Here is a 25,713-nt window from a genome sequence, read left to right as displayed (position 1 = left end):
AAAAAATACTTTAGATTGATAGTTGAATAAAAAGGTAAAAAAATCATAATTTTTATAAAAAATGAATAATAAGAGCTAGATTTTTTAGCAGGTGATTTATGATATAATTGGTGGAAACGCAAGAATTCAAGGTTTTTTAACTGATTTTGTACTTTTCAAACAGATTTCTTGAAATTTTATTTTAAGGTGCTTATGATGAAGGTGGAAAGAAGGGATTTTTTATGTTCCAAGTTTACACTTTACATGGCGACAATGAACCGTGGTGGTTCTTTGAAGATTGGGAAGCTGATGCGACGGATCTGAAAGCTTTCGATACTTTTGAAGAAGCAGAAGGATATTATTACCAACAATTTGAAACTTTAAATTCAGATTATACATATCATAATAAAAAAAATAATTTTTTAAGTGCATTTTGGGATGAATCAGATGAACGTTGGTGTGAAGAGTGTGATGACTTTTTACAACAATATTGGGGACTTGCGTTGTTAGAAAACAAACAGCCAGTTAAACTGGAAGAACGGAAGGAACTTTATGAAACAACTAATTCTAGCGGAAAAGCCAAGTGTTGCAAGAGATCTCAGCAAAGTGCTTAACGCGAATCAAAAACATAAAAACTATTTCGAAGGTGACAAGGTAATTGTTACTTGGGCATTAGGACATTTACTTAGTCTAAAAATGCCAGAGGATTTGAAACCTGAATGGAAAACGTGGCAAATTGATACTTTGCCCATGATTCCCAAATACATTGGTATTAAACCATTACCCAAAACCCGTGGACAATTAAAAACCATCGGACAACTAGCTAAGCGCAAAGACATTTCTGAAGCGGTCATCGCTACTGATGCCGGTCGAGAAGGCGAACTAGTTGCTCGGTGGATTTTAGAGTACGTAAAATTTGATAAACCTGTGAAAAGACTTTGGATTTCATCGCAAACCGATAAAGCGATCAAAGAAGGTTTCTCTAAGTTAAAACCGGCTAAAGAGTATGATAACCTTTATCAATCAGCTTTGGCTCGCTCAAAAGCCGATTGGTTGGTGGGTCTAAATGTGACTCGCGCATTGACAGTTAAATATGAAGATAATTTATCTGCCGGTAGGGTACAAACCCCTACGTTAGCTTTGGTGCGGCAACAAGAAAAGAAAATCGAGAAATTTCGACCACAAAATTATTTTGTGATTTCTTTGGACGTTGCTGGTCAAACAGCTAAATTAAATCAAAAAAACCCTTATGGCATCACTGAACGTGAAGACGCTGAAAAACTTGCAAAAAAAATGAGTCAGCAAAAAGGACAAGTCACCAATATCACTGAAAAAGAAAAAACTGAACCGGCACCATTGCCTTATGATTTAACGGAAATTCAGCGAGAAGCCAATAGCCGTTATCAATACTCAGCCAAAAAAACCTTATCGTTGGTTCAAAGTTTATATGAAGTTCATAAAATAGTGACTTATCCGCGTACCGATAGCAAATATCTAACACAAGATATGAAGGCAACTATGAAGGAACGGTTACAAGCCATTAGTGACTTCTCTCCTGAAGTAAAAACCTATATTAAAAATGGTGGTAAAGTAATTCAAAATAAAGTTTTTCAAGATAGCAAAGTAACGGATCATCATGCTTTAATTCCGACAGAACAACGCCCTCGTTATGAAAAACTATCCAATGATGAACAGCGGATTTATACGATGATTGTTGAAAGATTTTTGGGATTATTTGCCGAGGCTCATAAAGAAAGCCAGCAAAAAGTAACGGTTGCTTTTGGAGAAGAAACGTTTACTTTCAGACAAAATAAAGTGTTGGTGGCTGGTTGGAAAAAAAGTGAAGCAGACAAACCAACTATTTCTTGGCAAAAGGATCAACGTATTCAACCAAACTTTACGGTAGAAAAAGCATTGACTTCACCGCCGAAACCTTTGAGTGAAGGAACTTTGTTGGCAAATATGGAAAAACATAGTCTGGGCACACCGGCAACACGCGCTGAGATCATCGAAAAATTGATTAAATCAGAACTAATGGAACGAACAAATAATGGCTTACAAGTTTCTCCTAAAGGTAAACAATTGCTAGAATTGGTCAATCCCGCATTAGTAACGCCAGAATTAACTGAAAAATGGGAACGGCAATTAGAAGCAATCGCGAATGGGAAATTTTCTAGCCAATCCTTTATTAAAGAAATTGAAAAAGATACCGCATCCTTAGTTAATGAAGTGAAACAAAGCACTAAGAAGTATCAAGATTTTTCAATCACAACTAAAAAATGTCCAGTCTGTGGCTCTAGCCTGAGAGAAAAAAATACGCGAGACGGAAAAATTTATATTTGTACCAATCCTGAATGTGATTACCGTCGTCGCAAAGATCCTAAAGTTTCCAACCATCGCTGTCCACAATGTCATCGTAAAATGGAAATTATCGATGGAAAAAATGGTGCTTACTTCCGTTGTAAATATGATGGTACTACTGAAAAAATGTTAGACCAAAAAGCCCGTAGCAAAAAAATGACCAAGCATGAAGAACGTCGTTTGTTGAACAAAGTCAACCAAGAAGCTGAACCACAAGAAAGTGCGTTGGCTCAAGCGTTGAAAGCAGCGATGGAAAAAGATTAATTGATAACCAGCAAAATCTCAAAATGATTTTGCTGGTTTTTTTGTAAAAAATAGTATAATTATTATTTTTATTAAATAAAATATATCTTGCATAAGTTTATTGTGTATAATTAATAAGGAGAGATTTAAATTTTATTATAGGAGGATTTATTATGAAAAAGAAATGGTTAGGGTTGATTGCTGGGGCAGGTTTATTTTTGTTTGTTGGATGCGGTGGAAATCAAGAAACAGCAGAGGAGACACCTGTCACGAATGATTCTGAACAAGTATCAGTAAATCAAGACGAACAGGCCGAAAAAGATGCAAAAACGTTGTTGAACTTTTTATATCAGGGGAAACGGTCTGAACAGTTGAGAGATGTAACGAATCAAAGTGCAGATAGTATCGACTCTTATTTAGTTAGTGAACTATCGAAAAAACAGGATGAAATGTTTGCTGAAAATGAAAATCGAGATGACTATTATTTAGTGATTGATGATTCAAATTATTATGCTTCAGATATTGTAAAAGACTATGCAGAGGCTTATTTAAAACAAACAAAAAGAATATCCTTCGATATTCAAAATGTAAATGTTTCAGGAGATGAAGCCACAGTGGTAGCTTCTTATTATCCAATTGCTGGACTGCAAGAAGCAAATCCGATTGGGGCTGCTCGGACTGAACTATTTGGAGGAATCGATGAAGATACTTTTATTCGTAAATCTCAAAATAAAGATTTAAAAACTATTAAATCTTTAATTACTTTAAAACTGTATGCAATCTATTATGGGGAATTAGATTATGATGCAGAAAAAGTATTAAGTCCGGTTGAGTTGGAATTTACATTGACTAAAAAAGGTGATCATTTCATGGCCAATGATGATGTCATTTACCAACTAGTAAAAGAATCTCGAATTAGCACATATCAAGATAACTCATCTGATTCTGAGACGACAGAATCCTTAATTGAAGAAAGTGCTAGTGAGTACTAAATAAAGATAAACTAGCAATCATCAGAGACTGAACAATTTAAATTGTTCAGTCTCTTTTTTGATAAAGTTGGAAGTACAAAATTCTACAGCAAAATGAAAACGATTTCTAAAAACTGGAATTTTGTTTTTTTATAGCGTATAATGATTTTGGTTTATACCAATTGAGAGGTGTTTGAATGAAAGCAAAAGAACAAGTGTTGGCTTTTTTGAAAGATCATCCGCAAGAATTTACAGCGCAACAATTAGCCGATGAATTAAAAAGCGACCGCACCAATATTAGTCGGTACTTAAATGAATTGACTAAATCTGGTGATGTCAAAAAAATTGATGGTCGGCCAGTCAAATTTCAAGTAATTATCAAGGCAAATGAAGAAAATATTACTTTTGAGAACTTAATTGGTCGTGATGATTCACTAAAAAGTCAAATTCAAAAATCGAAAGCGGCAATTTTATACCCGCCTCGGGGTTTACATACAATTATTTTTGGAGAAACAGGTACGGGGAAAACAATGTTTGCTGAATGCATGTATCATTTTGCAGTTTCCTCCAAAGTCTTACAGTCTAGCGCCCCCTTTATTACTTTTAATTGTGCTGACTATGCTCAAAATCCGCAACTGTTATTTGGTCATATCTTTGGTGTGACAAAAGGTGCCTTCACTGGTGCTGAAGAAACGAGAGATGGTTTAGTGGCGCAGGCAGACGGAGGTATTTTATTTCTAGATGAAATTCATCGACTACCACCAGAAGGTCAAGAAATGTTGTTCACTTTTATTGATAAAGGTGTCTATCGACCGTTAGGTGCCAATGAAGAACAAAATGCCTCTGTTCAGATTATCGGTGCCACAACAGAAACGAGTGCTAGTTTTTTATCCACTTTTAATCGGCGGATTCCTATGCAAATTGAATTGCCGCCATTAAGAGAACGCTCGATGGACGAACGTTTAGCGATTATCAAAACTTTTTTACAACAAGAAGCCAATCGTTTAAATGAAGAAATTTCCATTGATAAAAGAAGCTTGCTAGGATTTTTATTATATCCAGCTGAAGGGAATATTGGGCAACTAAAACGAGATTTGAAACTGGTTTGTGCCAAAGCTTTCCTTCATTATCAAGCCAATGATGGTCATGAAAAATTGATGGTTACAGAAGAAGATTTACCGTTAAATGTTCAAAAAGGTTTGTTATATATGAAAGATGTTCCCGATACTTTAGGACCTTTAATGGATAATAAAAATTTATATTTAAATTTAAAACCCGGAACAGAAGAAGTTGTCTGGCGACAAGATCCCACTAAAGACATGGAGGTCTATCATTCGATTACTTATAAATTGGACAAATTGGGTCGGGAAAACCTTTCAGAAATTGATTTAGAAAGATTGATTAGTCAAGATGTGGATCGCTACTTTGAAAATTATGTGGACGAATTATCTCATGCTAACATTTATCGGGAAATCATATCTGATGATTTATGGCAATTGACCAATCAACTATATGAAATGGCCGCAAAAAAATTAGATCGTAACTATGATGAAAAAGTCCGTTTTGCCTTTGCGTTACACATTAGTTCAACAATTGAACGAATTCGCGCTGGCCAATTCATCAGCCATCCTAATCTAAACGAGGTTCGTCGAAAGTATTCTAAAGAATTTCAATTAGCTATTGAATTTTCTATCCAAATTGAAGAAGCCTATAATGTTGAAATTTCTATGGATGAAATTGGATTTATCACTATGTTTTTAACCCAGGATGTACGAGAGAAAAATGCTTTTCAACAAAAACAAGTTGGCGTCTTTGTGGTGATGCATGGACGTTCAACTGCTTCAAGTATGTTAGAAACAGTCCAAGAATTATTGGGTACCAATGCTGGTGTTGCTTTTAATATGCCATTAACGATGAATACTTCTGAAATGTATCGTCAAATTAACTATTATTTAGCTCAAGAAAAAGCCAATTATTCAGAAGGCATTATTTTATTGACAGACATGGGCTCACCTAATAATTTTGGAAATTTACTTTATCATGAAATGGGTATTCGTACTCGAGTAATTTCAATGGCTTCTACGATGTTGGTCTTGGAATCTTTGCGTTTAGCAACGTTAGGACGCAGTTTGGAAGAAATTTATCATAGTGTGATGACGATGTTTATCAACATGGTTCAACTAGAAGAAACACCTGAAAAAGATGGGCATAAAGTAATTGTAGTGGCTTGCTTTACTGGAGAAGGTGTGTCGAAGCGCTTAAATCAAGTGGTTAGCCAAATTGTTGATCCAAAAGAGTTTGAAATTATTCAGTTGCAATCTTTAGAGCGAGAGAGTTTCAAGCATCGCTTAGATCAATTAGTGACCCATAAAAATATTGTGGCTATTGTGGGGACGTTGGAGATTCAATATCAGCAAATTCCTTTTTTCCCAGCCTTAAATATGTTTCAACGAGAAAAAATTATTGAATTTCAAAATTTCTTAGGAAGTGATGTGGCTCTTCCACAAATGGCCGAATCTTTGACGCAAGACTTTTCTAATGAAATTGATACGCAAAAACTTTTCTTGTTAATTGATGATGCGCTGCAAAATATCCGAAAAAGCCAAGCAATGATTATTGAGAATAATGTCTTACAGGCTTTACTTATTCATATCGCTTTTTTAGTTGATAAGATAAAAAAAGATGAAGCACGACCAGCTTTTAAGGAAGTAAAATATTTCCATCTGCAAAATCAAAAGCTGTTTGAAACAGTAAAAAATGAACTTCAAAAAATCAGTGATACTTTTGAAATTCGTTTCAATGATGATGATTTAGCATACATTGTAAAAACACTTTTAGATAATCAAATTGAACTAGGATTGCACACTGTGTAATCCTTTTTCTTTTGTGTGTAAATCAAAAAGCTGGTTAAATCAAGGGATTTCACAGTAAATAGTTGGCACGCAAATTGCTTTTATAAAGATGAATACAAATTAAGGAGTGACAAATATGAAAAGAATTATGTTAGTTTGTTCGGCGGGCATGTCAACGAGTTTATTAGTAACAAAAATGGAAAAAGCTGCTGCCGATCAAGGAATTGAAACGGATATTTTCGCAGTCTCTGCCTCAGAAGCTGATGACAAAATTGAAGATAAAGCAAATCCTATTGATGTTTTGTTATTAGGACCGCAAGTTCGTTTTATGAAAGGTCAATTTGAACAAAAATTAGCCGGTACAAATGTCCCTTTAGACATTATTGATATGAAAGATTACGGCATGATGAATGGCGAAGCAGTATTGCAAACAGCGATTAATTTGATTGAAGATAAAGATAAGTAAGGAGTGATTTTTATGGCAGAAATGAGTCAGGAACAATTAGAAGCAGCCATGGGATTAATTATTAATTCTGGAAATGCAAAAAGTGATGCAATGGAAGCAATCCAAGCTGCTAAATCTGGTGATTTTGGACTAGCTGATGAAAAATTAGCGACTGCTAGTCAATCATTGGTTGAAGCCCATCATGCCCAAACTAATTTATTAAAAGAAGAAGCTAGTGGCAATAATATGACCGTGACATTATTAGCCGTTCACAGTCAAGATCATTTGATGACTAGTATGACTTTTAATGATTTAGCTAAAGAAGTAATTGATATTTATCGTCGCCTTGATGCGGAGTGATTTAAATGAAACTGGGCTCGACAGCTGAAAATAAACAAGCAATCACAAAATTAATTGAATACGCCTTCAATAAACAAACACCGATTATTGAGGATTCATTATTTTTAAGTCGTTATCAGCACAGTGATGTTTATGGTACTTATTTTAAACATCAATTAACGAGTATGGTGATGAGCAATCATTTCAAAGCCAAATTTTTTGGTTCAACAATTAAGATGGCCGGGATTGGATATGTAGCAAGCTTGCCAGAATATCGTGGCACTGGCGGAATAAAAGACATCATGACTGAATTATTAATCGATTTAAAACAAGAGGGTTTTATTATTAGTCAGTTGGCTCCTTTTTCTGAAAACTTTTATCGCAAATTCGGTTATGAAAATACCAGTTGGCAAAAAAGATATCAAATTCCGGCAGCTGCTTTCAATCATCTTGAAGATGAAAAAACCGGATCAATAGTCAGAGACAGTTGGGAAAGCTTAAAACCAGAAATTTTAACCTTATATCAACAATTTCTAACTACTCAAGAAGTCGGTACTGTCGTGCGAGAAATGTGGTGGTGGGAACGGCTCAATCAATATTATCAAGGAAGATTTTATGCTGTTTGTTACGACGACTCTGGACAGCGAGCTGGTTATTTAATTTATCGTTTGCAAAAAGAAACTTTTATCGTTGATGAGTTGGTTTATCAGAACAATTTTGCTTTGCGGAAATTATTAACTTATTTAAAAGCCCATACCGCTTCTTTTAGTCAGTTTACTTATGATGCCTCAACAAGCGAAATTTTAGAGAACTGTTTCAATGAACAACAAGAAATCCAAATTCAAATAAAACCTTATATGATGAGTCGCATTATCGACTTTTCTAGTTTGCTAAAAATTTTACCAATAGAAGAAAAAGCTATTATTTTTGAAGTCAGCAGTGATGACTATTGTCCAGAAAATATTGGTTGCTTTAGAAAAACTGGAGAAACAGTCGAAAAAGTTACTGGGGAGAGCGATATCAAAGCTTCGATTGAAGCATGGAGTGAGTTACTTCTAGGAAGAATGACTCTACAAGAAGGAATTTTATTAGAAAAAATTGAAGTATCTAAGGAAATTAATATTCCTAAGGGACAGCAAAGTTTTTATGATTATTTTTAAAAGAAGGAAAAAATAGGAGGAATTGTACATGAATGCATTTATCGATTTTATGGAGAAACACTTTATTCCCGTAGCATCAAAAATTGGTGCTCAGCGCCATTTAGTAGCGATCAGAGACGCTTTTATGGTAACTATGCCACTAATGATTTTAGGATCTTTCGGGGTATTAATTAATAATTTACCGATTCCTGGCTTCCAAGAATTTATGACTAATATTTTTGGAGGAGAAGCTTGGAAAGGTTTTGGTGGTGCAGTTTGGAACGGAACATTCGGTGTTCTTTCGGTCTTTATTGCTTTTCTAGTCGCTTATAATTTAGCACATACTTATGGAAAAGATGCGGTGGCAACTGGAGTTGTTTCAGTCGCAACTTTCTTTACACTGGGTGCAGCTTTAACAGGAATGAATTCAAGCGGTTTGTTCGTTGCATTAATTGTAGGTATTTTAGTAGCAGAAATCTTCACACGTTTAGTTGGTAATCCAAAATTAATTGTTAAGATGCCTGATGGTGTACCGCCAGCAGTTGCTCGAGCTTTTGCTTCATTATTCCCAGCGATGATTACGATTTCAATTTTTGGTTTAATTACAGCAATTCTTGCTGGCTTTGGGATTGAAGATATGTTTGCATCATTCTATGAGCTAGTTCAAGAACCATTTATGGGCTTAGCAAACTCTTATCCTTCAGCATTATTAATTGCTTTTATTACACCATTCTTATGGTTCTTTGGTTTACATGGTGCCAACATGATCGATCCTTTTATGCAAACAATTAATGCACCAGCAATTGAAGCAAATGCAAACGCAATTGCAAAAGGTTTGGACGCTCCTTACATTGTAAACAAACCATTTATCGATTCATTTGTAAACTTAGGTGGTACAGGGGTAACTTTAGGTTTAGTAATCGCGATTTATTTAGTCGGTCGTAAAAATAAACAGTTGATGGTCGTAAATAACTTGGCAGCAGCACCTGGACTTTTCAATATCAATGAACCTTTACTATTTGGTTTCCCAATTGTCTTGAACCCAATTATGTTTATTCCATTTATTTTAGCACCAATGATTACAGTAACGATTGCTTATTTTGCAACTAGTACTGGTTTAGTACCACCAGCAACAGCGATTGCTCCTTGGGTAACACCGCCAATTATCGGTGGCGCATTAGTAACGGGAAGTATTTCTGGTGGGATTTTAGCAGCAATTAACTTAATTATCTCAGTTGTTATTTACATTCCATTTATTATTATGATTAATATTCAAGAAGCCCGTAAAGCAAATATTTAAAAAATAAAAAAGGATTTGCCGGTAGCAATACTGTTGCGAATCCTTTTTTTAATCAAAGGAGAAAACCAATGAAAAAATTCCCGAAAAATTTCTGGTGGGGTGCTGCTACATCTGGCCCACAAAGTGAAGGTCGTTTCCATAAGAAGCATGCCAATATTTTTGACTATCATTATCAAATAGAACCAGAAAAATTTTATAATCAAGTCGGACCAGATACAGCTTCTAATTTTTACAATGATTTTGCCAATGATTTAGCTTTAATGAGCAGTATTGGCATGAATAGTTTACGAACAAGTATTCAATGGAGTCGTTTAATTGATGATTTAGAATTAAATACCGTAAATAAAGATGCTGTAAATTTTTATAATAATGTCATTGATACCATGCTGACAAAAGGACTTACACCAGTGATGAATTTGCATCATTTTGATTTGCCAGTAGAGCTGTATGATAAATATGGTGGCTGGGAGAGTAAAAAGGTCGTAGATTTATATGTCGGTTTTGCGACAAAATGTTTTGAATTATTTGGTGATCGGGTGAAATATTGGACGACTCATAATGAACCGATGGTAGTCGTGGAAGGGGAATATCTTTTCCAATTTCATTATCCCAATGTTGTTGATGGAAAAAAAGCAGTTCAAGTTGCTTACAATTTAAACTTGGCGTCAGCTAAAGCAATTGCCGCTTTTAAAAAATTAAATCTTACTGATGCGCAAATTGGAACGGTTTTGAATTTGACGCCGACTTATGCTGCAAGTGATAAACCAGAAGATTTGGAAGCCGCTAGAATTGCCGAGCTTTGGAACAATAAAATGTTTTTAGAACCAGCAATATTCGGTCATTTTCCGGCTGAGTTGGAAGCATTATTGGAAAAAGACCAAGTAATTTGGGAAACTTCAGCTGAAGAAGCTGAAATTATTAAAAATAATACTATCGACTTTTTAGGTGTCAATTATTATCATCCTAACCGAGTAAAAGCACCAGATGTTGCACCAGATTCAGTGGGTGAATGGATGCCAGATCGTTATTATGATAATTTTGATATGCCGGGAAGAAGAGTCAATCTTGATCGTGGATGGGAAATTTATCCTGAGGCAATTTATGATATTGCCCTGAATATTAAAGAAAATTACGGCAATATTCCTTGGTACGTTTCGGAAAATGGAATGGGCGTTTCTAATGAAGAACGTTTTAAAAATACAGATGGTGTAATTCAAGATGATTACCGAATTGACTTTTTGACAGAGCATTTAAGTTATCTACATCAAGGAATTGAAGCAGGTTCAAATTGCTTTGGTTATCATATGTGGACACCAATTGATTGTTGGTCTTGGTTAAATGCCTATAAAAATCGTTATGGTTTTATTTCTAATAATATCCACACGCAAGAAAAAACAATCAAAAAATCTGGCTATTGGTTTAAAGCCGTAGCTGAAAGAAATGGTTTGGAGGATTAATATGAAACGGGAAATCGGAATTTCTTTATATCCTGATCACAGTGACGCTGAAAAAGACCGTGAATATATTCAAAAGGCGGCAGACTTAGGTTATTCTCGCATCTTTATGAGTATGCTGGAAGTAACTGAAGGAAAAGAAAAAGTAGCTGAGAAATTTAAAGGGATTATTGGATTTGCTAAAGCTCAAGGATTTGAGACGATTTTAGATATTGCGCCGTCAATTTTTGATGAATTACAGATTTCATATGATGATCTAAGCTTTTTTGCGGAACTTGGTGCAGATGGCATTCGATTGGATGAAGGCTTTGATGGCAATAAAGAAAGTATGTTGAGTTTTAATCCCTTTGGTTTAGCGATTGAGTTAAATATGAGTAATAATGTTGCTTATTTAGAAAATATTTTATCTTACGAAGCCAACCGACCATTTATTTATGGTTGTCATAATTTTTATCCGCAAAAAGGTTCTGCTTTACCCTATGATTTCTTTATTAGTTGCAGCCAACGATTTAAGCGTCAAGGGATAAAAACGGCCGCTTTTATTACGAGTCATCAAGGAACGCTGGGACCATGGGATGTAAATGATGGTTTGCCAACTTTAGAAATGCATCGAGAATTACCAATTGATTTACAAGCCCGCCATATGTTTGCGACAGGATTAATTGATTGTGTGATTATTGGAAATGCCTATGCAAGTGATGAAGAGTTAGAAAAAGTTGCGGCAGTCAATCGTTACAAATTAAGTTTAACTATTGATTTTGAAAAAGATACGAGTGAATTAGAAAAGCTAATTGTCGCAGATCCAGCGCACTTTAGGCGGGGAGATATCTCAGCTGAAGCGGTGCGTTCAACTATGCCGCGAGTAAAATATAAAAATGAGAACAATCCACCGCATGACAATCAATTTGAGTTTCAAGTTGGTGATGTGGTGATTGGTAACGATGATTTTGGTAAATATAAAAATGAAATGCAAATTATTTTAACGCCTCACAGTGATCCAAGAAAAAATTTAGTTGGGAAAATTCCTCAAGAAGAGCATATTTTATTAGAATTTTTACGTCCTTGGAGCAAATTTCAGCTAGTATCTGAAAACTAACTGGGAATTAAATTAAAAAAAGATGAACTTTTCAATTGACAAAGTGTCTCTCTCGGTGTAAATTTATACCTAACTTATAGAATTGACATTGAAAAGAAGAGTAACGATTGATTGTTTAAAGAGAGTTTCTGGTTGGTGAAAAGAAACAGCAAGTTAATTGTGAACCACATCTTGGAGTCGATTGGCTGAAAATTAAGTAGGCGAATCCGGGAATGCCCGTTACAGCTGCGGTCATGTTGACCAATGGAGTGTGTTGCTGTGAAGCAACACAAAAAAAAGGTGGAACCACGTTTATACGTCCTTTAGCTATGATAGCTAAAGGACTTTTTTATTTCTCCAAACAACATAACCGGTAGAGGTTTTTCTCGTGAGAGAAAAACGAATCTGAGGTGGAATCACGTCTATACGTCCTCTGACAAGTTATTTGTCAGGGGCTTTTTTTATGTCTATGGGAGGAAAGCAAATGAATTATTTAATTGATGTGATGCCACAACTTTTAGCTGGTGCAACAACAACAGTAAAACTATTTTTATATACAATTGTTGGTTCGTTACCTTTAGGAATTATTTTGGCTTTTGGATTAGTTAGTCGCTTCAAACCGTTGCAATGGATTATTCAACTTTATGTTTGGGTGATGCGGGGCACGCCACTTCTTTTACAATTAATTTTAGTTTTTTACGGATTACCGATTATCGGAATTGTATTTGATCGTTTCCCAGCAGCATTATTTGCATTTATTTTAAACTATGCAGCTTATTATGCAGAAATTTTCCGTGGAGGGATTCAGTCAGTACCGGTTGGTCAATATGAGGCCGCGCGTGTAATTGGTTTAACGCCAGGCCAAACCATTACTAAAATTGTTATTCCACAGGTTACTAAAATTGTGTTGCCATCTGTTGGAAATGAAGTGATTAGTTTAGTTAAAGATACTTCATTAGTTTATGTTTTAGGTTTATCTGATGTCATGCGGGCCGGACGGATTGCGATGGAACGAGACACAACTTTGATGCCATTGATTGGTGTAGCTATCATTTATTTAGTTATGACCGGTATTACAACATTAATCATGAAGCAATTAGAACGACGGATGAATTATTATCGTTAGGAAGGTGAGAAAATGATTGAATTAAAAGATATTAACAAGTCTTATGGTAATAAAAAAGTGATTGATCATTTAGATCTAATTATTCCCGATGGACAAATTTTAGCCATTGTCGGACCTTCTGGTGGAGGAAAAACAACCTTATTAAGAACTTTAGCAGGCTTAGAAACAGCTGAAAGCGGCACATTTTTGTTGGATGGTCAGCCCTTTGATCCTAGCGATACGAAACAAGATCAAGTGGTGGGCGTTGTGTTTCAAGATTTTCAATTATTTCCCCATTTAAGTGTCTTAGATAATATTACAATTGGTCCACGTTTGGTTTTAAAAGAAGACAAAGAAACTTATCTAAAAAAAGCTCGTAATTTAGCTAGTTTATTAGGGATTGAAGAATTGTTAGATAATTATCCTTTCCAATTATCAGGGGGACAAAAACAACGCTTAGCAATTGCACGGGCGATGGCAATGGATCCTAGGGTTTTGGCGTATGATGAACCAACTAGTGCGCTAGATCCAGAATTACGGCAACAAGTGGAAAAACTAATTTTAGATTTAAAAGCTGATGGGGTCACACAAATTGTGGTAACTCATGATTTAGTTTTCGCAGAAAATATTGCTGACGAATTATTGAAGGTAGAGCCAATTTCATAAGTGATTCAAAAAATAGAAAAAATGGAGGAATTAAAATGAAAAAATTTTTATTCGGGTTTTTAGCGGTAATTAGTATGGTCACTTTAGCAGCTTGTGGATCAAGTAATGATTCAACTAGTGATTCAACAGATAGTTGGAAAACAATTGAAGAAAACAAAAAAGTAGTGATTGGTTTAGATGATACTTTTGTACCAATGGGATTTAAAGATGATGATGGAAAAATTGTTGGTTTCGATGTGGACTTAGCAAAAGCCGTATTTGATGAATATGGTATTACTGCTGAATTTCAACCAATTGAATGGTCTATGAAGGAAAATGAATTGCAAAACGGGACGATTGATTTGATTTGGAATGGTTACACTGTAACCGATTCACGTAAGAAGAAAGTTTCGTTCTCACAACCTTATTTAACTAATGAACAAGTCTTAGTAACTAAAAAGTCTAGTAACATTACAAGTGATGCAGACATGAAAGACAAAGTACTAGGAGCGCAAGAAGGGTCTTCTGGTTATGAAGGTTTTACTAGAGAGCCAGAAAAATTAATGGATATCGTAAAAGACAATGATGCGACTCTATATGCTGGTTTTAATGAAGCGTTTATCGATTTAAAAAATGATCGGATTGATGGCTTACTGATTGACCGTGTATATGCAGATTATTTCTTAAAACAAGATGGCACGATGGATGATTACAATATTTTCAATGCTGGTTTTAATGAAGAAGATTTTGCTGTTGGTGCAAGAAAAGGTGACAAAGAATTAGTTGATAAAATCAATGAAGGCTTTGACAAAATTCAAAAAGATGGCAAATTTGCTGAAATCACCCAAAAATGGTTTGGTGAGGAATTGAGTATGCCAGAAAAATAATCTTAAAAAGGGCGAACAAAACTTTTGTTCGCCTTCTTTTTTTTGTATAATGGGTAAGATGAAAAGAGGGATGACATGGCGCAAAAAAAGCGTAAAAAAAGAAAGACGACTAAAAAACAAAAACAGCTACAGGAACAACGATTAATTATTGTTATAGGACTAATTTTTATCTTATTAGCTGTCTTTGCGTTATTCCATTTAGGGTTTCTAGGGAACTTAATGGCCAACGTCCTACGGATAATTGGTGGGAATACTTACCCAGTTTTAGCAACAGCACTAATCATATATGGACTCTTGTTAGTTTTTAAAAATAATAAATTAAAAATCACCAAAGGGCGTCGCTGGTTAGGGATGCTAGTGTTTTATTTAGGTATTTTATTGTTCTTACAAGCGAGATTATTTGCTAATGTCGGGCAAGAACCAAATATTTTTGAAACCACGTGGGAGATTTTGAGACAGGATTTTGTTGCTAATCAAATTACTCAAAACGTTGGTGGTGGAATGATTGGCGCTAGCTTATATAGTTTAACTTATTTTCTGGTTTCCCAATGGGGCAGTTATTTAATTGCCGTTTTATTTTGGCTAGTAGGGATTTATTTATTTACAATGGTGAAATTAGAGAATGTCTTAGACTTTTTCAGTAACACCGGAGCAGTGCTTCAAGAAAAATTTGCTGAATCGGATGAGAAAAAGGGCTTAAGACAGGCCAAACGAGCCGAAAAAAAAGCTGAGAAGCAGAAAGAACAAGCTGAAAAAAAAGCTGCTGAAGCGGAGAAAAAAAATCGTGTAAGACCATTATCTGAAGGTGAGAAGCTAGCTAAAGCCAGTAAAGAAGAACCAGAAGAGCCGGTTTATGAACAATTACGAATTCCCATCGAAGGCTTTCAAGAAAATATCGAAAAATCAGTACCACAGCCTAAGCCGGAAGAAGAAACAACTGATATCGGTGATTTAGAATTTGAAATCAGTGCCGAGCCGGAGGATCATGATTATCAATTGCCACCGGTAACTTTACTGGATCAAATTCCACCAGCTGATCAAAGTGATGAATACAAACGAATCGAAGAAAATATTGATGTGTTAGAAAAAACATTTGATAGCTTTGGCGTAGATGCTAAAGTTGTGCGGGCTTCTTTAGGACCAGCCGTGACCAAATTTGAGATTCAACCGGCTGTCGGTGTAAAAGTTAGTAAAATTGTTGGCTTAACCGATGATATCGCTCTATCTTTAGCTGCCAAAGATGTCCGGATGGAAGCGCCGATTCCTGGAAAATCTTTAATTGGTATTGAAGTACCAAACAGCACTGTCAGCACTGTTTCCTTTAGAGAAATCATCGAAGCACAACCGAACCATCCAGATAAATTATTAGAAGTACCACTAGGAAGAGATATTTCGGGGATTGTACGGACAGCTGATTTAACGAAAATGCCCCATTTACTGATTGCAGGTTCTACTGGTAGTGGTAAGTCAGTTGCGATTAACGGAATTATCACAAGTATTTTAATGCGAGCAAAACCAAATGAAGTTAAACTAATGATGATTGATCCGAAAATGGTGGAATTAAATGTCTATAATGGTATTCCTCATTTATTAACACCTGTTGTAACTAATCCGCGAAAAGCAGCACAAGCACTGCAAAAAGTGGTGCAAGAAATGGAAGAACGGTATGAAAAATTTGCCGCAACAGGCGTCAGAAATATTTCCGGCTTTAATGAGTTAGTAATTCAAAAAAATCTGGAAGACGGACAAAATCGCCCTATCTTACCATTTATTGTTGTCATTGTTGATGAGTTAGCCGATTTAATGATGGTGGCTAGTAATGAAGTGGAAGATGCTATTACTCGTTTGGCTCAAATGGCACGAGCGGCAGGAATTCATATGATTTTGGCAACACAACGTCCAAGTGTTGATGTTATCACCGGAATTATTAAAGCCAATGTGCCATCAAGAATTGCTTTTGCGGTTTCTTCAGGAACCGATTCAAGAACAATTATTGATAGTAATGGAGCAGAAAAATTATTAGGTCGGGGTGATATGTTATTCTTACCGATGGGAGAAAATAAACCGATTCGTGTGCAAGGTGCATTTATTTCTGATCACGAAGTGGAACAAATTGTTGAGTTTGTGACTGACCAACAAGAAGCCCATTATGAAGAAAAAATGATGCCAACAGAAGAAGTAACCTCGTCACCTAATGAAGTTCCGCAAGATGAACTTTATGAAGAAGCCAAAGCATTGGTGATTGAAATGCAAACGGCAAGTATTTCACTGTTACAAAGACGATTTAGAATTGGATACAATCGTGCGGCCAGAATTGTTGATGAATTAGAAGCCAATCAAGTTATCGGTCCATCAACGGGTAGCAAACCACGAGAAGTTTATGTGGAAAAAATTGAAGAAGAACCAACCATCGAAGAATAGCTGAGGAAATCATTTTCCTCAGTTTTTTCTTTGAAAAAAATTAGCTAGTGAGCTTTACAAACTAGTTGAATTTCTTTATACTTTAAAACAGCTAGTAAGTAATACAAATTAGTTAGGAAGATTAGATGAAAAAAACTCAATTACTAAAAGGTGTTTTGGCTGGTTGTGTTTTAAAAATTATTTCTGAGAAAGAAATTTATGGCTATGAACTGGTTCAAATATTACAACGAAAAGGTTTTACTAGTATAGTGGGGGGCACAATTTATCCGTTATTACAAAAATTGGAAAAACAAGAATTAATCGTCGCAACTTTTAAATCCTCGCCAGAAGGACCTGATCGTAAATATTTTAAAATCACAACAAGTGGCGAAAACGCACTGAAAGAATTTGAACTTGAATGGCAGGAATTGGTTACAAATGTCGCGAATTTATGGAAGGACAAATAAAGTGAAGCAAGTGGAACAATACCGCAAGCAAAGAGAAGAGCTAGAAAAACAAATCAAACCGGAAAATCGGATGTATTACAAAAATTTGACAAGTTATACAATGTTTGCTGGATTTACTCATGATGAGACAGAATTAGAGGAGCAATTATTGATGATTTTAAATGATATTATCAAAGCTCAAGAGGATGGTATTTCGGCAGAGAAATATTTTGGTAAAAATCCACAAGAATCAGCAGATCAGATTATTGCGAATCTCTCAAAGAGTTCGTTTAAAGATCGCAGTACGCTAGTTATGATTATCGTAGGGATTGTTTGGATTTGTAAATTCATTGCCGATGTGAATCAAGATAGTGTGATGCAAATAAACTGGCTGACTTATTTATTGGAAGGTGCATTTTCAGTTGGGTTTATTTTTATTGTTTTCAAATTTTTCCAAAAAATGGTGTATCAAGAAAATCGTTGGTTAAAAGATCAAAGAGTTCAATTTGCTATATTATTTTTAGTGATCGTAGCTTGGTTAGCGGCAAGTATCTCAATGGCAATCTTTATGCCAATGTTTTATCCGATCACGATTCCTTTCCCATTTGATCTTGTCATTATCGGTGTATTGATGTTGGCGGCTTTGATCTTTGTTTTAAGATTAAAAGAATCAGTTTTTTATTCAATGATATTTTTATTTGAAGCCTTGGGTATCTTAGGGATTTTACAACGTCTATCAGCGAATGGGATTATTGCCAAAGTTCCTGCATCAGTGACTTTATTTTTCTTGATGGCGGCCTATATGATTTATACTTTTTGGACGATTCGAGAAACGCGAAAATTAAAAAGAAAAAATTGAGTTTTTGAAAAATTTTAACCAAGTAATTGTTTTATCCTGTGAAATCAGTTATAGTATGAATCGACTATTTTAGGAGGACTTTACTTGAAACCATCAATTTACGGCTTACGCAAAGAAAATTTAATCGATTGGTTGGCAGAACACGGTGAAAAAAAATTCCGGGCCACCCAAATTTGGGAATGGCTCTATCAAAAACGAGTAACTGCATTCGACCAAATGACTAATCTATCAAAATCGATGATTGCTTTATTAGAAGAAAATTTTATGATTAATCCTTTGAAACAAATGGTAGTGCAAGAAGCAAGTGACGGTACTGTTAAGTATCTGTTTGAACTACCAGATAAAAATATGATTGAAACAGTGTTAATGCGCCAAGAATACGGATTGTCTGTTTGCGTAACAACGCAAGTTGGCTGTAGTATTGGCTGCTCATTTTGCGCGTCAGGTTTATTGAAAAAAAACCGTGATTTAACTGCAGGTGAAATTGTCGCACAAATCATGCTAGTGCAACATTATTTTGATGAACGAGGTTTAGATGAACGAGTATCTCACGTAGTAGTAATGGGGATTGGCGAACCTTTTGATAATTATGACAATGTGATGGACTTTATTCACGTGATTAATGATGCCAAAGGTTTAGCGATTGGCGCTCGTCACATTACTGTTTCCACATCAGGTTTGGCACCAAAAATTAGACAATTTGCTGATAATGGCCTACAAATTAATTTAGCTATTTCTTTACATGCGCCAAATAATCAAGTACGAACATCTATGATGCGAATTAATAAACAATATCCGATTGAAAGATTAATGGATGCGATTGATTATTATTTGGATAAAACCAATCGTCGCATTACCTTTGAATATATTATGCTATCTGGGGTAAATGATCATGTTGAACACGCCAAAGAATTAGCCGACTTGTTAAAAGACAAGAAGAAATTAGTTTACGTTAATTTGATTCCTTATAATCCAGTAAGTGAGCATGACCAATATTCTCGTAGTGGGAAAGCGGATGTCTTGAAGTTTTATGATGTCTTAAAGAAAAATGGGATCAATTGTGTGATTCGTAAAGAACATGGAACCGATATTGATGCCGCTTGTGGACAATTACGTAGTAAGCAAATGAAAAAAACTAAAAAAGTAACTGCTTAGCCTTGAGGAATTTTTCTCAAGGTTTTTTTATATAAAAAGCGAAAGACAGAAAATAGCAAGCTATCTAATGTCTTTCGCTCTTATTTAAGTAGCAGTTTCTTCTCCGACTTGATCTTTTAACCGATAAATTTTTGACGGGCGACCGATCCCCACAGGTCTTTCCCCAATTTCATCGAAAAACTGTAACATGGCTTTTTTAAAATTGGAATGATCCATCGTACGATAATCAATGCCCATAAATTTAGCAAAGACTTTGCGGGCTTCAGTAATAGTAAATTCATCACCTAAAACTTGCAAAATTAATGGGTCATGATCCATCTTGTTAGCCACGCGGTTAAATGCTTTACAAATAATTTGGTTATGGTCAAAGGCGAGAGTATCTTTTCCTAAAGAATCGCCAGTTTTTAAATCAATTTCGATGGAAATATCATCGCTAGTTAAGAAGATATTATTGCCAATTCTTTCCATGTTAAACCAGCGAGCATCTTGGGTATCATCTCCAGCTTGTAAAGGAACTTGCCCTAAAAAAGCAATGTAGCTGACGGTAATTACCCAGCCGCGAGGATCACGATTTGGTGAGGAAAAAGTGTGTAATTGTTCGACATTTTTCCGACCTATCGTTAGGCCTGTCTCTTCCTGAGTTTCTCTGCGGACACTGTCATTTGTTGATTCATTGCGCTCAATAAATCCACCAGGCAAAGCCCAAGAATTACGATAAGGGTTTCCTCGTCGTTGAATTAAAAGAACTTTCAATTGATCTTCGACTTTGTTATAGCCGATACTGACAACATCTACCGTCACCGATGGTTTGTCGTATTCAGGATGGTCTTGTTCTTTATACCATGCCAAAAATTCTTCTTCAGAGGCAACATGCTCGTAGTAATCCTTTTCAGCTGCTTTGGAAGAAAATTCTTTCATATTGGTTCACCTATCTTTTAAAAGTATTATGTACTTTATTGTAGCATGAAAAAATAAAAAAAGGGAATCCCCATAGGAATTCCCTTGAAATGTTATCTTGTTTTAATTATTCAGCGGCTGAACTATCAGTAGCGGCTGTACTTTCGCTGGTTGCTGTACTTGATTCAGTTGTACTTTCAGCAGTTGAACTTTCACTTTCTGAAGTGGATGAAGATTTTTTCTTAGAAGATGATTCTGATGTACTGCTTGAAGTTTCTAAGAAGTCAGACAATACGCTGCTGAAACCATCATCTTCAATCTTCACATTTGCTTTTTTCAATTCTTTACGAATGACTTTAGTAGTAAAAGTAGAATCGCTTGTTTTTGTTGCGCGGGCAATTTTACGTAATTCTTTTTTGTATTTGTCCATGTCGTTGCCTTTAGAACTTTGTTTTTCCATTTTCACAATGTAGTAGCTAGTTGAATAGGTAGAAGAATCAGTTGATGAAATCACATCTGATACTTGATCATTTTCAAGACTGAAAGCTGCTGTTTTTACTTCATCTGGCACAGTTGTAGATTGTGAATCAAATTTAATTTTGCCACCATCTTCAGCCGTAGTAGTATCTTCTGATTTACTTTTCGCTTCTTCAGCAAAATCAGCGCCGCCATCAACTGCTGCCTTGATTTCATTGGCATCATCTTCGCTACTTACTTTAATGATTCGAGCAGTAACTTCTGGATGGAATGACTCCCAAGCAGTTTTTAAATCTTTGTCGGTTAACTTAACATTTGCATTTAAGCCTTTTTGGAAGGCCAATGATTGTCTTAAGTAATCTTTATAAGTACTCTTAGTGTAGCCAGCTGATTTTAACTGACTCTCAAAAGTTGAACCATATTGTTTTTCTTGGCTCTTGTATTCTTTGTCGACTGCTTTATCAGAAACTTCATCTCCATAAGCATTTTCAAATACTTTATAGATAATCATGTTACGGACCAAAGTTTGGTTAGTCGATTCTTTTTTCGCTTCATCGTAAAAATCTTCTACAGTGATTTTTCCGCCTTTCATTGTAGCGATGTCTGCGTTTGAACCGCCAGAACAAGCTGCTAAAACGACTGTACTTAGTAAGCCGACTGCGGCTAAAAGAACTTTTTTCTTCATAAAATTTTGACAACTCCTGTATTTATAATTTATATGTGTAATTATTTCCTTAATCACTATACCACAAGCAAATTTGGAAAATAAAGGTTTTTACAATAGTTTTCAACAATATTCATAATTTAGACACATTTGCTTTAAATATAGAAGCAAATCAAAAAAACAAGCGAACTTTTTTCATAAAGTCCGCTCTCATTGCTAATCGATCGAAAGATGATCGATGGTTTCTTGAATTTGTTTGATGCGTGGTTCTGCTTGAAAATTAAAATCCTCAATATCTTTTTTTACCCCAGAAGTAAATTCTGGTACTAAGGCATCAAAGGTTGTCTTCAAATCAATCACGGCCGTCCGAAAGTTTTTCAGGCTTTCATTCAATTCATCTGTTCGTTGTACGATGTCACGAACATCATCAATCATTTTTTCTTGGGTCTTACTACCTTTTCTTGGTGCTAATAACAAGCCAACTGCTGAGCCCACACCGACACCAAAAAGAATTCCTTTAAAAAAGCTCATTTATTTCACCTGCTCCTTAATAGCGTTAGCAATTGCAGTCATTTCTTCTGTCGAATATTTGCCAGTATGATCACCAAAATGAATCGAAAAGTCATCCTTCTTCGAATAGCGTGGGATCAGGTGAATGTGGGAATGGAAGACAGATTGGTAAGCTAATTCTTTATTATTATTCATAATGTTTAGGCCTTCCATCTCAGGAAAAGCTTTCTCGATTGCTTTGGCAATTTTAGGAATACGAGCAAAAACTTTTGCTGCCAAGTCTTCTTCGTATTCAAAAATATCTGCAACGTGTTCTTTCGGTACAACTAAGGTATGGCCTTTAGTTACTTGAGAAATATCTAAAAAGGCATAAACCTTTTCGTCTTCATAGACTCTATAGCTAGGAATCTCTTGATTAATAATTTTACAAAATATACAATTTTCCATTCTAGCACCTTCTTTTGAATTGATTAGTTTTACTTTACCATAAGTTATACTTTCTGGGTATGTTTCCAAAGCTTTCGCGTGAAAAAGTAAAAGACTTTGGTATAATTGACAAGAAAGAAATGGCAACTATCTTTAATATATGATAAAGACAAAGTTAAATCAGACTTAAATAGCCAAAAAGTCTGAAATTTAGGAGGAATTTTTCAATGAGTTTAGCGATTCAGCAAGTGACTGGTGGTTACGGTCATCTACCAGTTTTAAAAAATATCAGTTTCGATGTAGATAACGGGGAAATGATTGGTTTAATCGGTCTTAATGGTGCTGGTAAATCAACAACTATTAAAAATATTATTGGATTACTGACGCCAACGAAAGGTTCGATTACAGTCGATGATTTGACGCTACAGACATCACCGGAGGATTATCGAAAAAAAATTGGTTATATTCCAGAGACACCCTCTTTATATGAAGAATTAACTTTACGAGAGCACATCGAAGTAACTGCTATGGCTTACGATATTTCAAAGGATATCGCTTTTGAACGAGCAGAAAAATTGTTGAAAACCTTTCGTTTAGAAAACCGAATGGAGTGGTTTCCAACCAATTTTTCAAAAGGAATGAAACAAAAAGTGATGGTTTTATGTGCATTCTTAATTCAACCAAGTCTTTATATTATCGATGAACCTTTTTTAGGATTGGATCCGTTAGCGATTAATGCATTATTAGAATTAATGGTGGAAATGAAAAATGCAGGCGCGGCAATTTTGATGTCTACCCATATTTTGGCAACCGCAGAAAAATATTGCGACCGTTTTGTGGTTTTACATGAGGGTGAAGTCCGCGCACAAGGTACTTTGGCTGAATTACAGCAAGATTTTAAAATGCCAGAAGCTTCTTTGGATGAAATCTACATTGCTTTAACAAAGGAGCAGGCTCATGGATAACTTTTTTAAAGAGCGCTTGGCTCGTCATCAAAAAAAGATGATGCGTTATATGCGCTATGTTTTAAATGACCATTTTGTTTTGGTTTGCTTATTTTTAGTCGGTGGTTTAGGTTTCTATTATTCAAATTTATTAAAACAATTGCCAGCTGATTTTATATGGAGTTTGCCAATTGTAGGAGTGGTTTGGTGGTTTATTTTACCTTTTGGTAGTTTAGCTACATTAGTTGAACCAGCGGATATGACTTTTTTATTACCGAAAGAAACTGAAATGACTGGCTATTTAAATAAATCTTTGCGTCATTCATTGCCTTTTCCTTTTTTAGTAGAAGGATTAATATGTGGCGCGCTTATGCCACTAGTTGTTTTAGCACAAAATAGTTCTTTCAATCGATTTTTCCCATATTTAATTATGCTGTGGGTATTGAAATATAGTCTTTTAACGATTGAAAAATTTGCTAGCTATCAAGAGACAGCAAGTTTAGTCAAAAAAATAAAAATCGGCTGGTTTTTGTTAAGTGGTGGAATTATTTTTGTTAGTTTATATATTGGTGCTATCATTGGTATGATTACTGCATTAGCATTAATGGCTGGACTGATTGGTTGGTTAAATGGTCATCACAGATTATTAGATTGGACCTTTCTAATTAATCGTGAAAATCAGCGATTACATCGAATTTATCAATTCATTAATCTATTTACCGATGTACCAGAAATTGAAGCTAAGGTGAAACGTCGTCGTTATCTGGATCCTTTTTTAAGCAAGATTTCTTTCAAACAAGAAAATACGTATTTGTATTTATTTGCTAGAAGAGCTTTTCGTGGTTCGGAAATAAGTGGGTTGTTTCTACGTCTAATCGTCTTGGGTAGCGTAATTATTTTCTCGTTAAATGATTTTATTTTCTCCGCCGGGGTTAGTGCTTTATTTATCTATTTAATTGGTTTTCAGCTGATACCTTTGTATGGTCAGTTTGATTATGTAACGTTGACACAATTATATCCAGTAGCGAAAAAAACCAAAGAAAAAGCTCTACAAAAATTAATTGCTGTCTTGTTAGCGACAGGTGCGGTTATTTTTAGTTTGTGTACTTTAGGGCGAATTAGTTTGTTAGAAAGTGCCTTAGTTTTTGGGATATTAGTGATTGAGATTACTGTCTTTAGTTTGATTTATTTACCAATTCGAGTGAAAAAAATGGAGGCTTAGTTATGAAAGTTTTGTGGAATGAAGAAATTGTTGATGAAACAGAGGTACAGATTGATTTAGAGGATCGCGGCTATCAGTTTGGCGATGGCTTATATGAGGTCATTCGGATTTATGACGGTCAATTTTTTATGGAAAAAGAACATTTAGATCGATTGTGGGCGTGTGCAGATAAAATTCGTTTAACTTTGCCTTTTGAACGTGCAGAATTTAGTCACCGTCTACACCGTTTTGCTGAAGAAGTTGGGATTAAAGAAGGACGTTTATATTTCCAAGTGACTCGCGGTGTTTGCAAGCCTCGTCTGCATGATTTTCCTGATCCTAAGGAAGTCAAGGCTGTATTGACTGCTGACATTCAACCAGCAAGTCGACCTTTAGTGAAACAAAAAAATGGGATTCATTGTGGTTTTGTAGCTGATAAACGTTGGCTTCATTGTGATATCAAATCAATTAGTTTGTTAGGAAATATTATGGCGTTAGATGAAGCCAAGCAAAAAGGTTTTGAAGATGCAGTTTTAGAACGAGATGGTATAGTAACAGAAGCTTCTGCATCAAATTTATGGATGGTCAAAAATCAAAAATTATTTACTCATCCTGATGGTGAATTGGTACTGCCTGGGATTACTAAAATAAAATTACGAGAAATTGCTCAAGCTTTAAATATCGAGTTAATTGAAGAACCATTTACGACCACAGAATTGTTACAAGCAGATGAATGTTTCAAAACCAGTTCTGTGGCAGAAATTATGCCAATCGTTTCGATTGATCATCAAAAGATTGGTACAGGTGAAGTTGGTACGATAACCAATCGTTTGCTAAAGGCTTACAGCGAGGTTATCAAAATGACTGTGCAAGAAAATAAAAGCGAAATCTAAAAAAACGAACGTATATGCCCTTGACGAAGTGAGTTCAGGTGGCTAG

Annotated in this window: 24 protein-coding genes and 1 other annotated feature; of the genes, 20 read left to right on the top strand and 4 right to left on the bottom strand. The window is 35.3% G+C overall.

What is annotated here, in order from left to right:
• Positions 1-221 precede the first annotated feature (221 nt).
• From ACVWNY_RS09405 to rlmN, 17 genes are all read left to right on the top strand, one after another.
• The gene (locus ACVWNY_RS09405) at positions 222-593 is read left to right on the top strand and encodes a DUF1033 family protein (RefSeq protein WP_218326818.1); all 372 of its coding nucleotides are present in this window, start codon (positions 222-224) and stop codon (positions 591-593) included.
• Complete coding sequence (locus ACVWNY_RS09400; RefSeq protein ID WP_454071288.1) at positions 532-2,604, top strand: DNA topoisomerase III; 2,073 nt, start codon at positions 532-534, stop codon at positions 2,602-2,604. The genes ACVWNY_RS09405 and ACVWNY_RS09400 overlap by 62 nt, the downstream gene beginning before the upstream one ends.
• Before the next feature lie 152 nt (positions 2,605-2,756).
• Positions 2,757-3,575, top strand: coding sequence for a hypothetical protein (locus ACVWNY_RS09395; RefSeq protein WP_454071287.1), 819 nt, complete (start codon positions 2,757-2,759; stop codon positions 3,573-3,575).
• A gap of 176 nt (positions 3,576-3,751) precedes the next feature.
• Complete coding sequence (locus ACVWNY_RS09390; RefSeq protein WP_454071286.1) at positions 3,752-6,427, top strand: sigma-54-dependent transcriptional regulator; 2,676 nt, start codon at positions 3,752-3,754, stop codon at positions 6,425-6,427.
• 115 nt (positions 6,428-6,542) lie between these two features.
• Entirely contained in the window at positions 6,543-6,872 is a 330-nt protein-coding gene (locus tag ACVWNY_RS09385) for a PTS sugar transporter subunit IIB (protein WP_218326814.1), read from the top strand.
• Positions 6,873-6,893: 21 nt separating this feature from the next.
• The gene (locus ACVWNY_RS09380; RefSeq protein ID WP_343214730.1) at positions 6,894-7,211 is read left to right on the top strand and encodes a PTS lactose/cellobiose transporter subunit IIA; all 318 of its coding nucleotides are present in this window, start codon (positions 6,894-6,896) and stop codon (positions 7,209-7,211) included.
• Positions 7,212-7,216: 5 nt separating this feature from the next.
• Positions 7,217-8,350: a GNAT family N-acetyltransferase gene (locus ACVWNY_RS09375; protein WP_454071285.1), complete on the top strand. Its 1,134-nt coding sequence runs from the start codon at positions 7,217-7,219 to the stop codon at positions 8,348-8,350.
• A gap of 28 nt (positions 8,351-8,378) precedes the next feature.
• A complete protein-coding gene (locus ACVWNY_RS09370; protein WP_218326811.1) occupies positions 8,379-9,629 on the top strand; it encodes a PTS sugar transporter subunit IIC in 1,251 nt (416 codons plus the stop codon).
• A gap of 68 nt (positions 9,630-9,697) precedes the next feature.
• Positions 9,698-11,086, top strand: a complete 1,389-nt coding sequence (locus tag ACVWNY_RS09365; protein WP_454071284.1) for a glycoside hydrolase family 1 protein — start codon at positions 9,698-9,700, stop codon at positions 11,084-11,086.
• Between the two features lies 1 nt (position 11,087).
• Complete coding sequence (locus ACVWNY_RS09360) at positions 11,088-12,179, top strand: DUF871 domain-containing protein (protein WP_454071283.1); 1,092 nt, start codon at positions 11,088-11,090, stop codon at positions 12,177-12,179.
• Between the two features lie 79 nt (positions 12,180-12,258).
• Positions 12,259-12,485, top strand: a binding site (T-box leader).
• Between the two features lie 157 nt (positions 12,486-12,642).
• On the top strand, positions 12,643-13,284 hold the full coding sequence (locus tag ACVWNY_RS09355; protein WP_218326808.1) for an amino acid ABC transporter permease: 642 nt from the start codon (positions 12,643-12,645) through the stop codon (positions 13,282-13,284).
• 12 nt (positions 13,285-13,296) lie between these two features.
• A complete protein-coding gene (locus ACVWNY_RS09350) occupies positions 13,297-13,929 on the top strand; it encodes an amino acid ABC transporter ATP-binding protein (protein ID WP_218326807.1) in 633 nt (210 codons plus the stop codon).
• A 29-nt stretch (positions 13,930-13,958) separates the two neighbouring features.
• On the top strand, positions 13,959-14,795 hold the full coding sequence (locus ACVWNY_RS09345) for an amino acid ABC transporter substrate-binding protein (protein ID WP_218326949.1): 837 nt from the start codon (positions 13,959-13,961) through the stop codon (positions 14,793-14,795).
• Between the two features lie 75 nt (positions 14,796-14,870).
• Positions 14,871-17,216: a DNA translocase FtsK gene (locus ACVWNY_RS09340; RefSeq protein WP_218326806.1), complete on the top strand. Its 2,346-nt coding sequence runs from the start codon at positions 14,871-14,873 to the stop codon at positions 17,214-17,216.
• A gap of 125 nt (positions 17,217-17,341) precedes the next feature.
• A complete protein-coding gene (locus ACVWNY_RS09335; RefSeq protein ID WP_454071282.1) occupies positions 17,342-17,662 on the top strand; it encodes a PadR family transcriptional regulator in 321 nt (106 codons plus the stop codon).
• A 1-nt stretch (position 17,663) separates the two neighbouring features.
• A complete protein-coding gene (locus ACVWNY_RS09330; protein ID WP_218326804.1) occupies positions 17,664-18,500 on the top strand; it encodes a DUF1129 family protein in 837 nt (278 codons plus the stop codon).
• A gap of 84 nt (positions 18,501-18,584) precedes the next feature.
• Positions 18,585-19,655, top strand: a complete 1,071-nt coding sequence (gene rlmN / locus ACVWNY_RS09325; RefSeq protein ID WP_218326803.1) for a dual-specificity RNA methyltransferase RlmN — start codon at positions 18,585-18,587, stop codon at positions 19,653-19,655.
• A gap of 84 nt (positions 19,656-19,739) precedes the next feature.
• Here rlmN and ACVWNY_RS09320 read toward each other — a convergent pair whose 3' ends face one another.
• From ACVWNY_RS09320 to ACVWNY_RS09305, 4 genes are all read right to left on the bottom strand, one after another.
• Positions 19,740-20,573, bottom strand: a complete 834-nt coding sequence (locus ACVWNY_RS09320; protein WP_218326802.1) for an NUDIX hydrolase — start codon at positions 20,571-20,573, stop codon at positions 19,740-19,742.
• Positions 20,574-20,679: 106 nt separating this feature from the next.
• Positions 20,680-21,714, bottom strand: a complete 1,035-nt coding sequence (locus tag ACVWNY_RS09315) for a peptidylprolyl isomerase (RefSeq protein WP_218326801.1) — start codon at positions 21,712-21,714, stop codon at positions 20,680-20,682.
• Between the two features lie 195 nt (positions 21,715-21,909).
• On the bottom strand, positions 21,910-22,224 hold the full coding sequence (locus tag ACVWNY_RS09310; protein WP_218326800.1) for a YtxH domain-containing protein: 315 nt from the start codon (positions 22,222-22,224) through the stop codon (positions 21,910-21,912).
• Positions 22,225-22,674, bottom strand: a complete 450-nt coding sequence (locus tag ACVWNY_RS09305; protein WP_343214729.1) for an HIT family protein — start codon at positions 22,672-22,674, stop codon at positions 22,225-22,227. It abuts the gene before it with no gap.
• A gap of 182 nt (positions 22,675-22,856) precedes the next feature.
• Between ACVWNY_RS09305 and ACVWNY_RS09300 the strand changes: the two genes are divergently transcribed.
• The 3 genes from ACVWNY_RS09300 to dat are packed head-to-tail and all read left to right on the top strand — an operon-like array spanning position 22,857 to position 25,667.
• Complete coding sequence (locus tag ACVWNY_RS09300; RefSeq protein ID WP_218326798.1) at positions 22,857-23,594, top strand: ABC transporter ATP-binding protein; 738 nt, start codon at positions 22,857-22,859, stop codon at positions 23,592-23,594.
• On the top strand, positions 23,587-24,795 hold the full coding sequence (locus tag ACVWNY_RS09295; protein WP_218326797.1) for an ABC transporter permease: 1,209 nt from the start codon (positions 23,587-23,589) through the stop codon (positions 24,793-24,795). The genes ACVWNY_RS09300 and ACVWNY_RS09295 overlap by 8 nt, the downstream gene beginning before the upstream one ends.
• Positions 24,796-24,797: 2 nt before the next feature.
• Complete coding sequence (dat, locus tag ACVWNY_RS09290; protein WP_218326796.1) at positions 24,798-25,667, top strand: D-amino-acid transaminase; 870 nt, start codon at positions 24,798-24,800, stop codon at positions 25,665-25,667.
• Positions 25,668-25,713: the final 46 nt, after the last annotated feature.

It is taken from the genome of Enterococcus sp. JNUCC 77, from assembly GCF_054819945.1.
The sequence above is the reverse complement of the archived record's forward strand: the minus strand, read 5'-3'. Positions and strand labels throughout refer to the sequence as shown.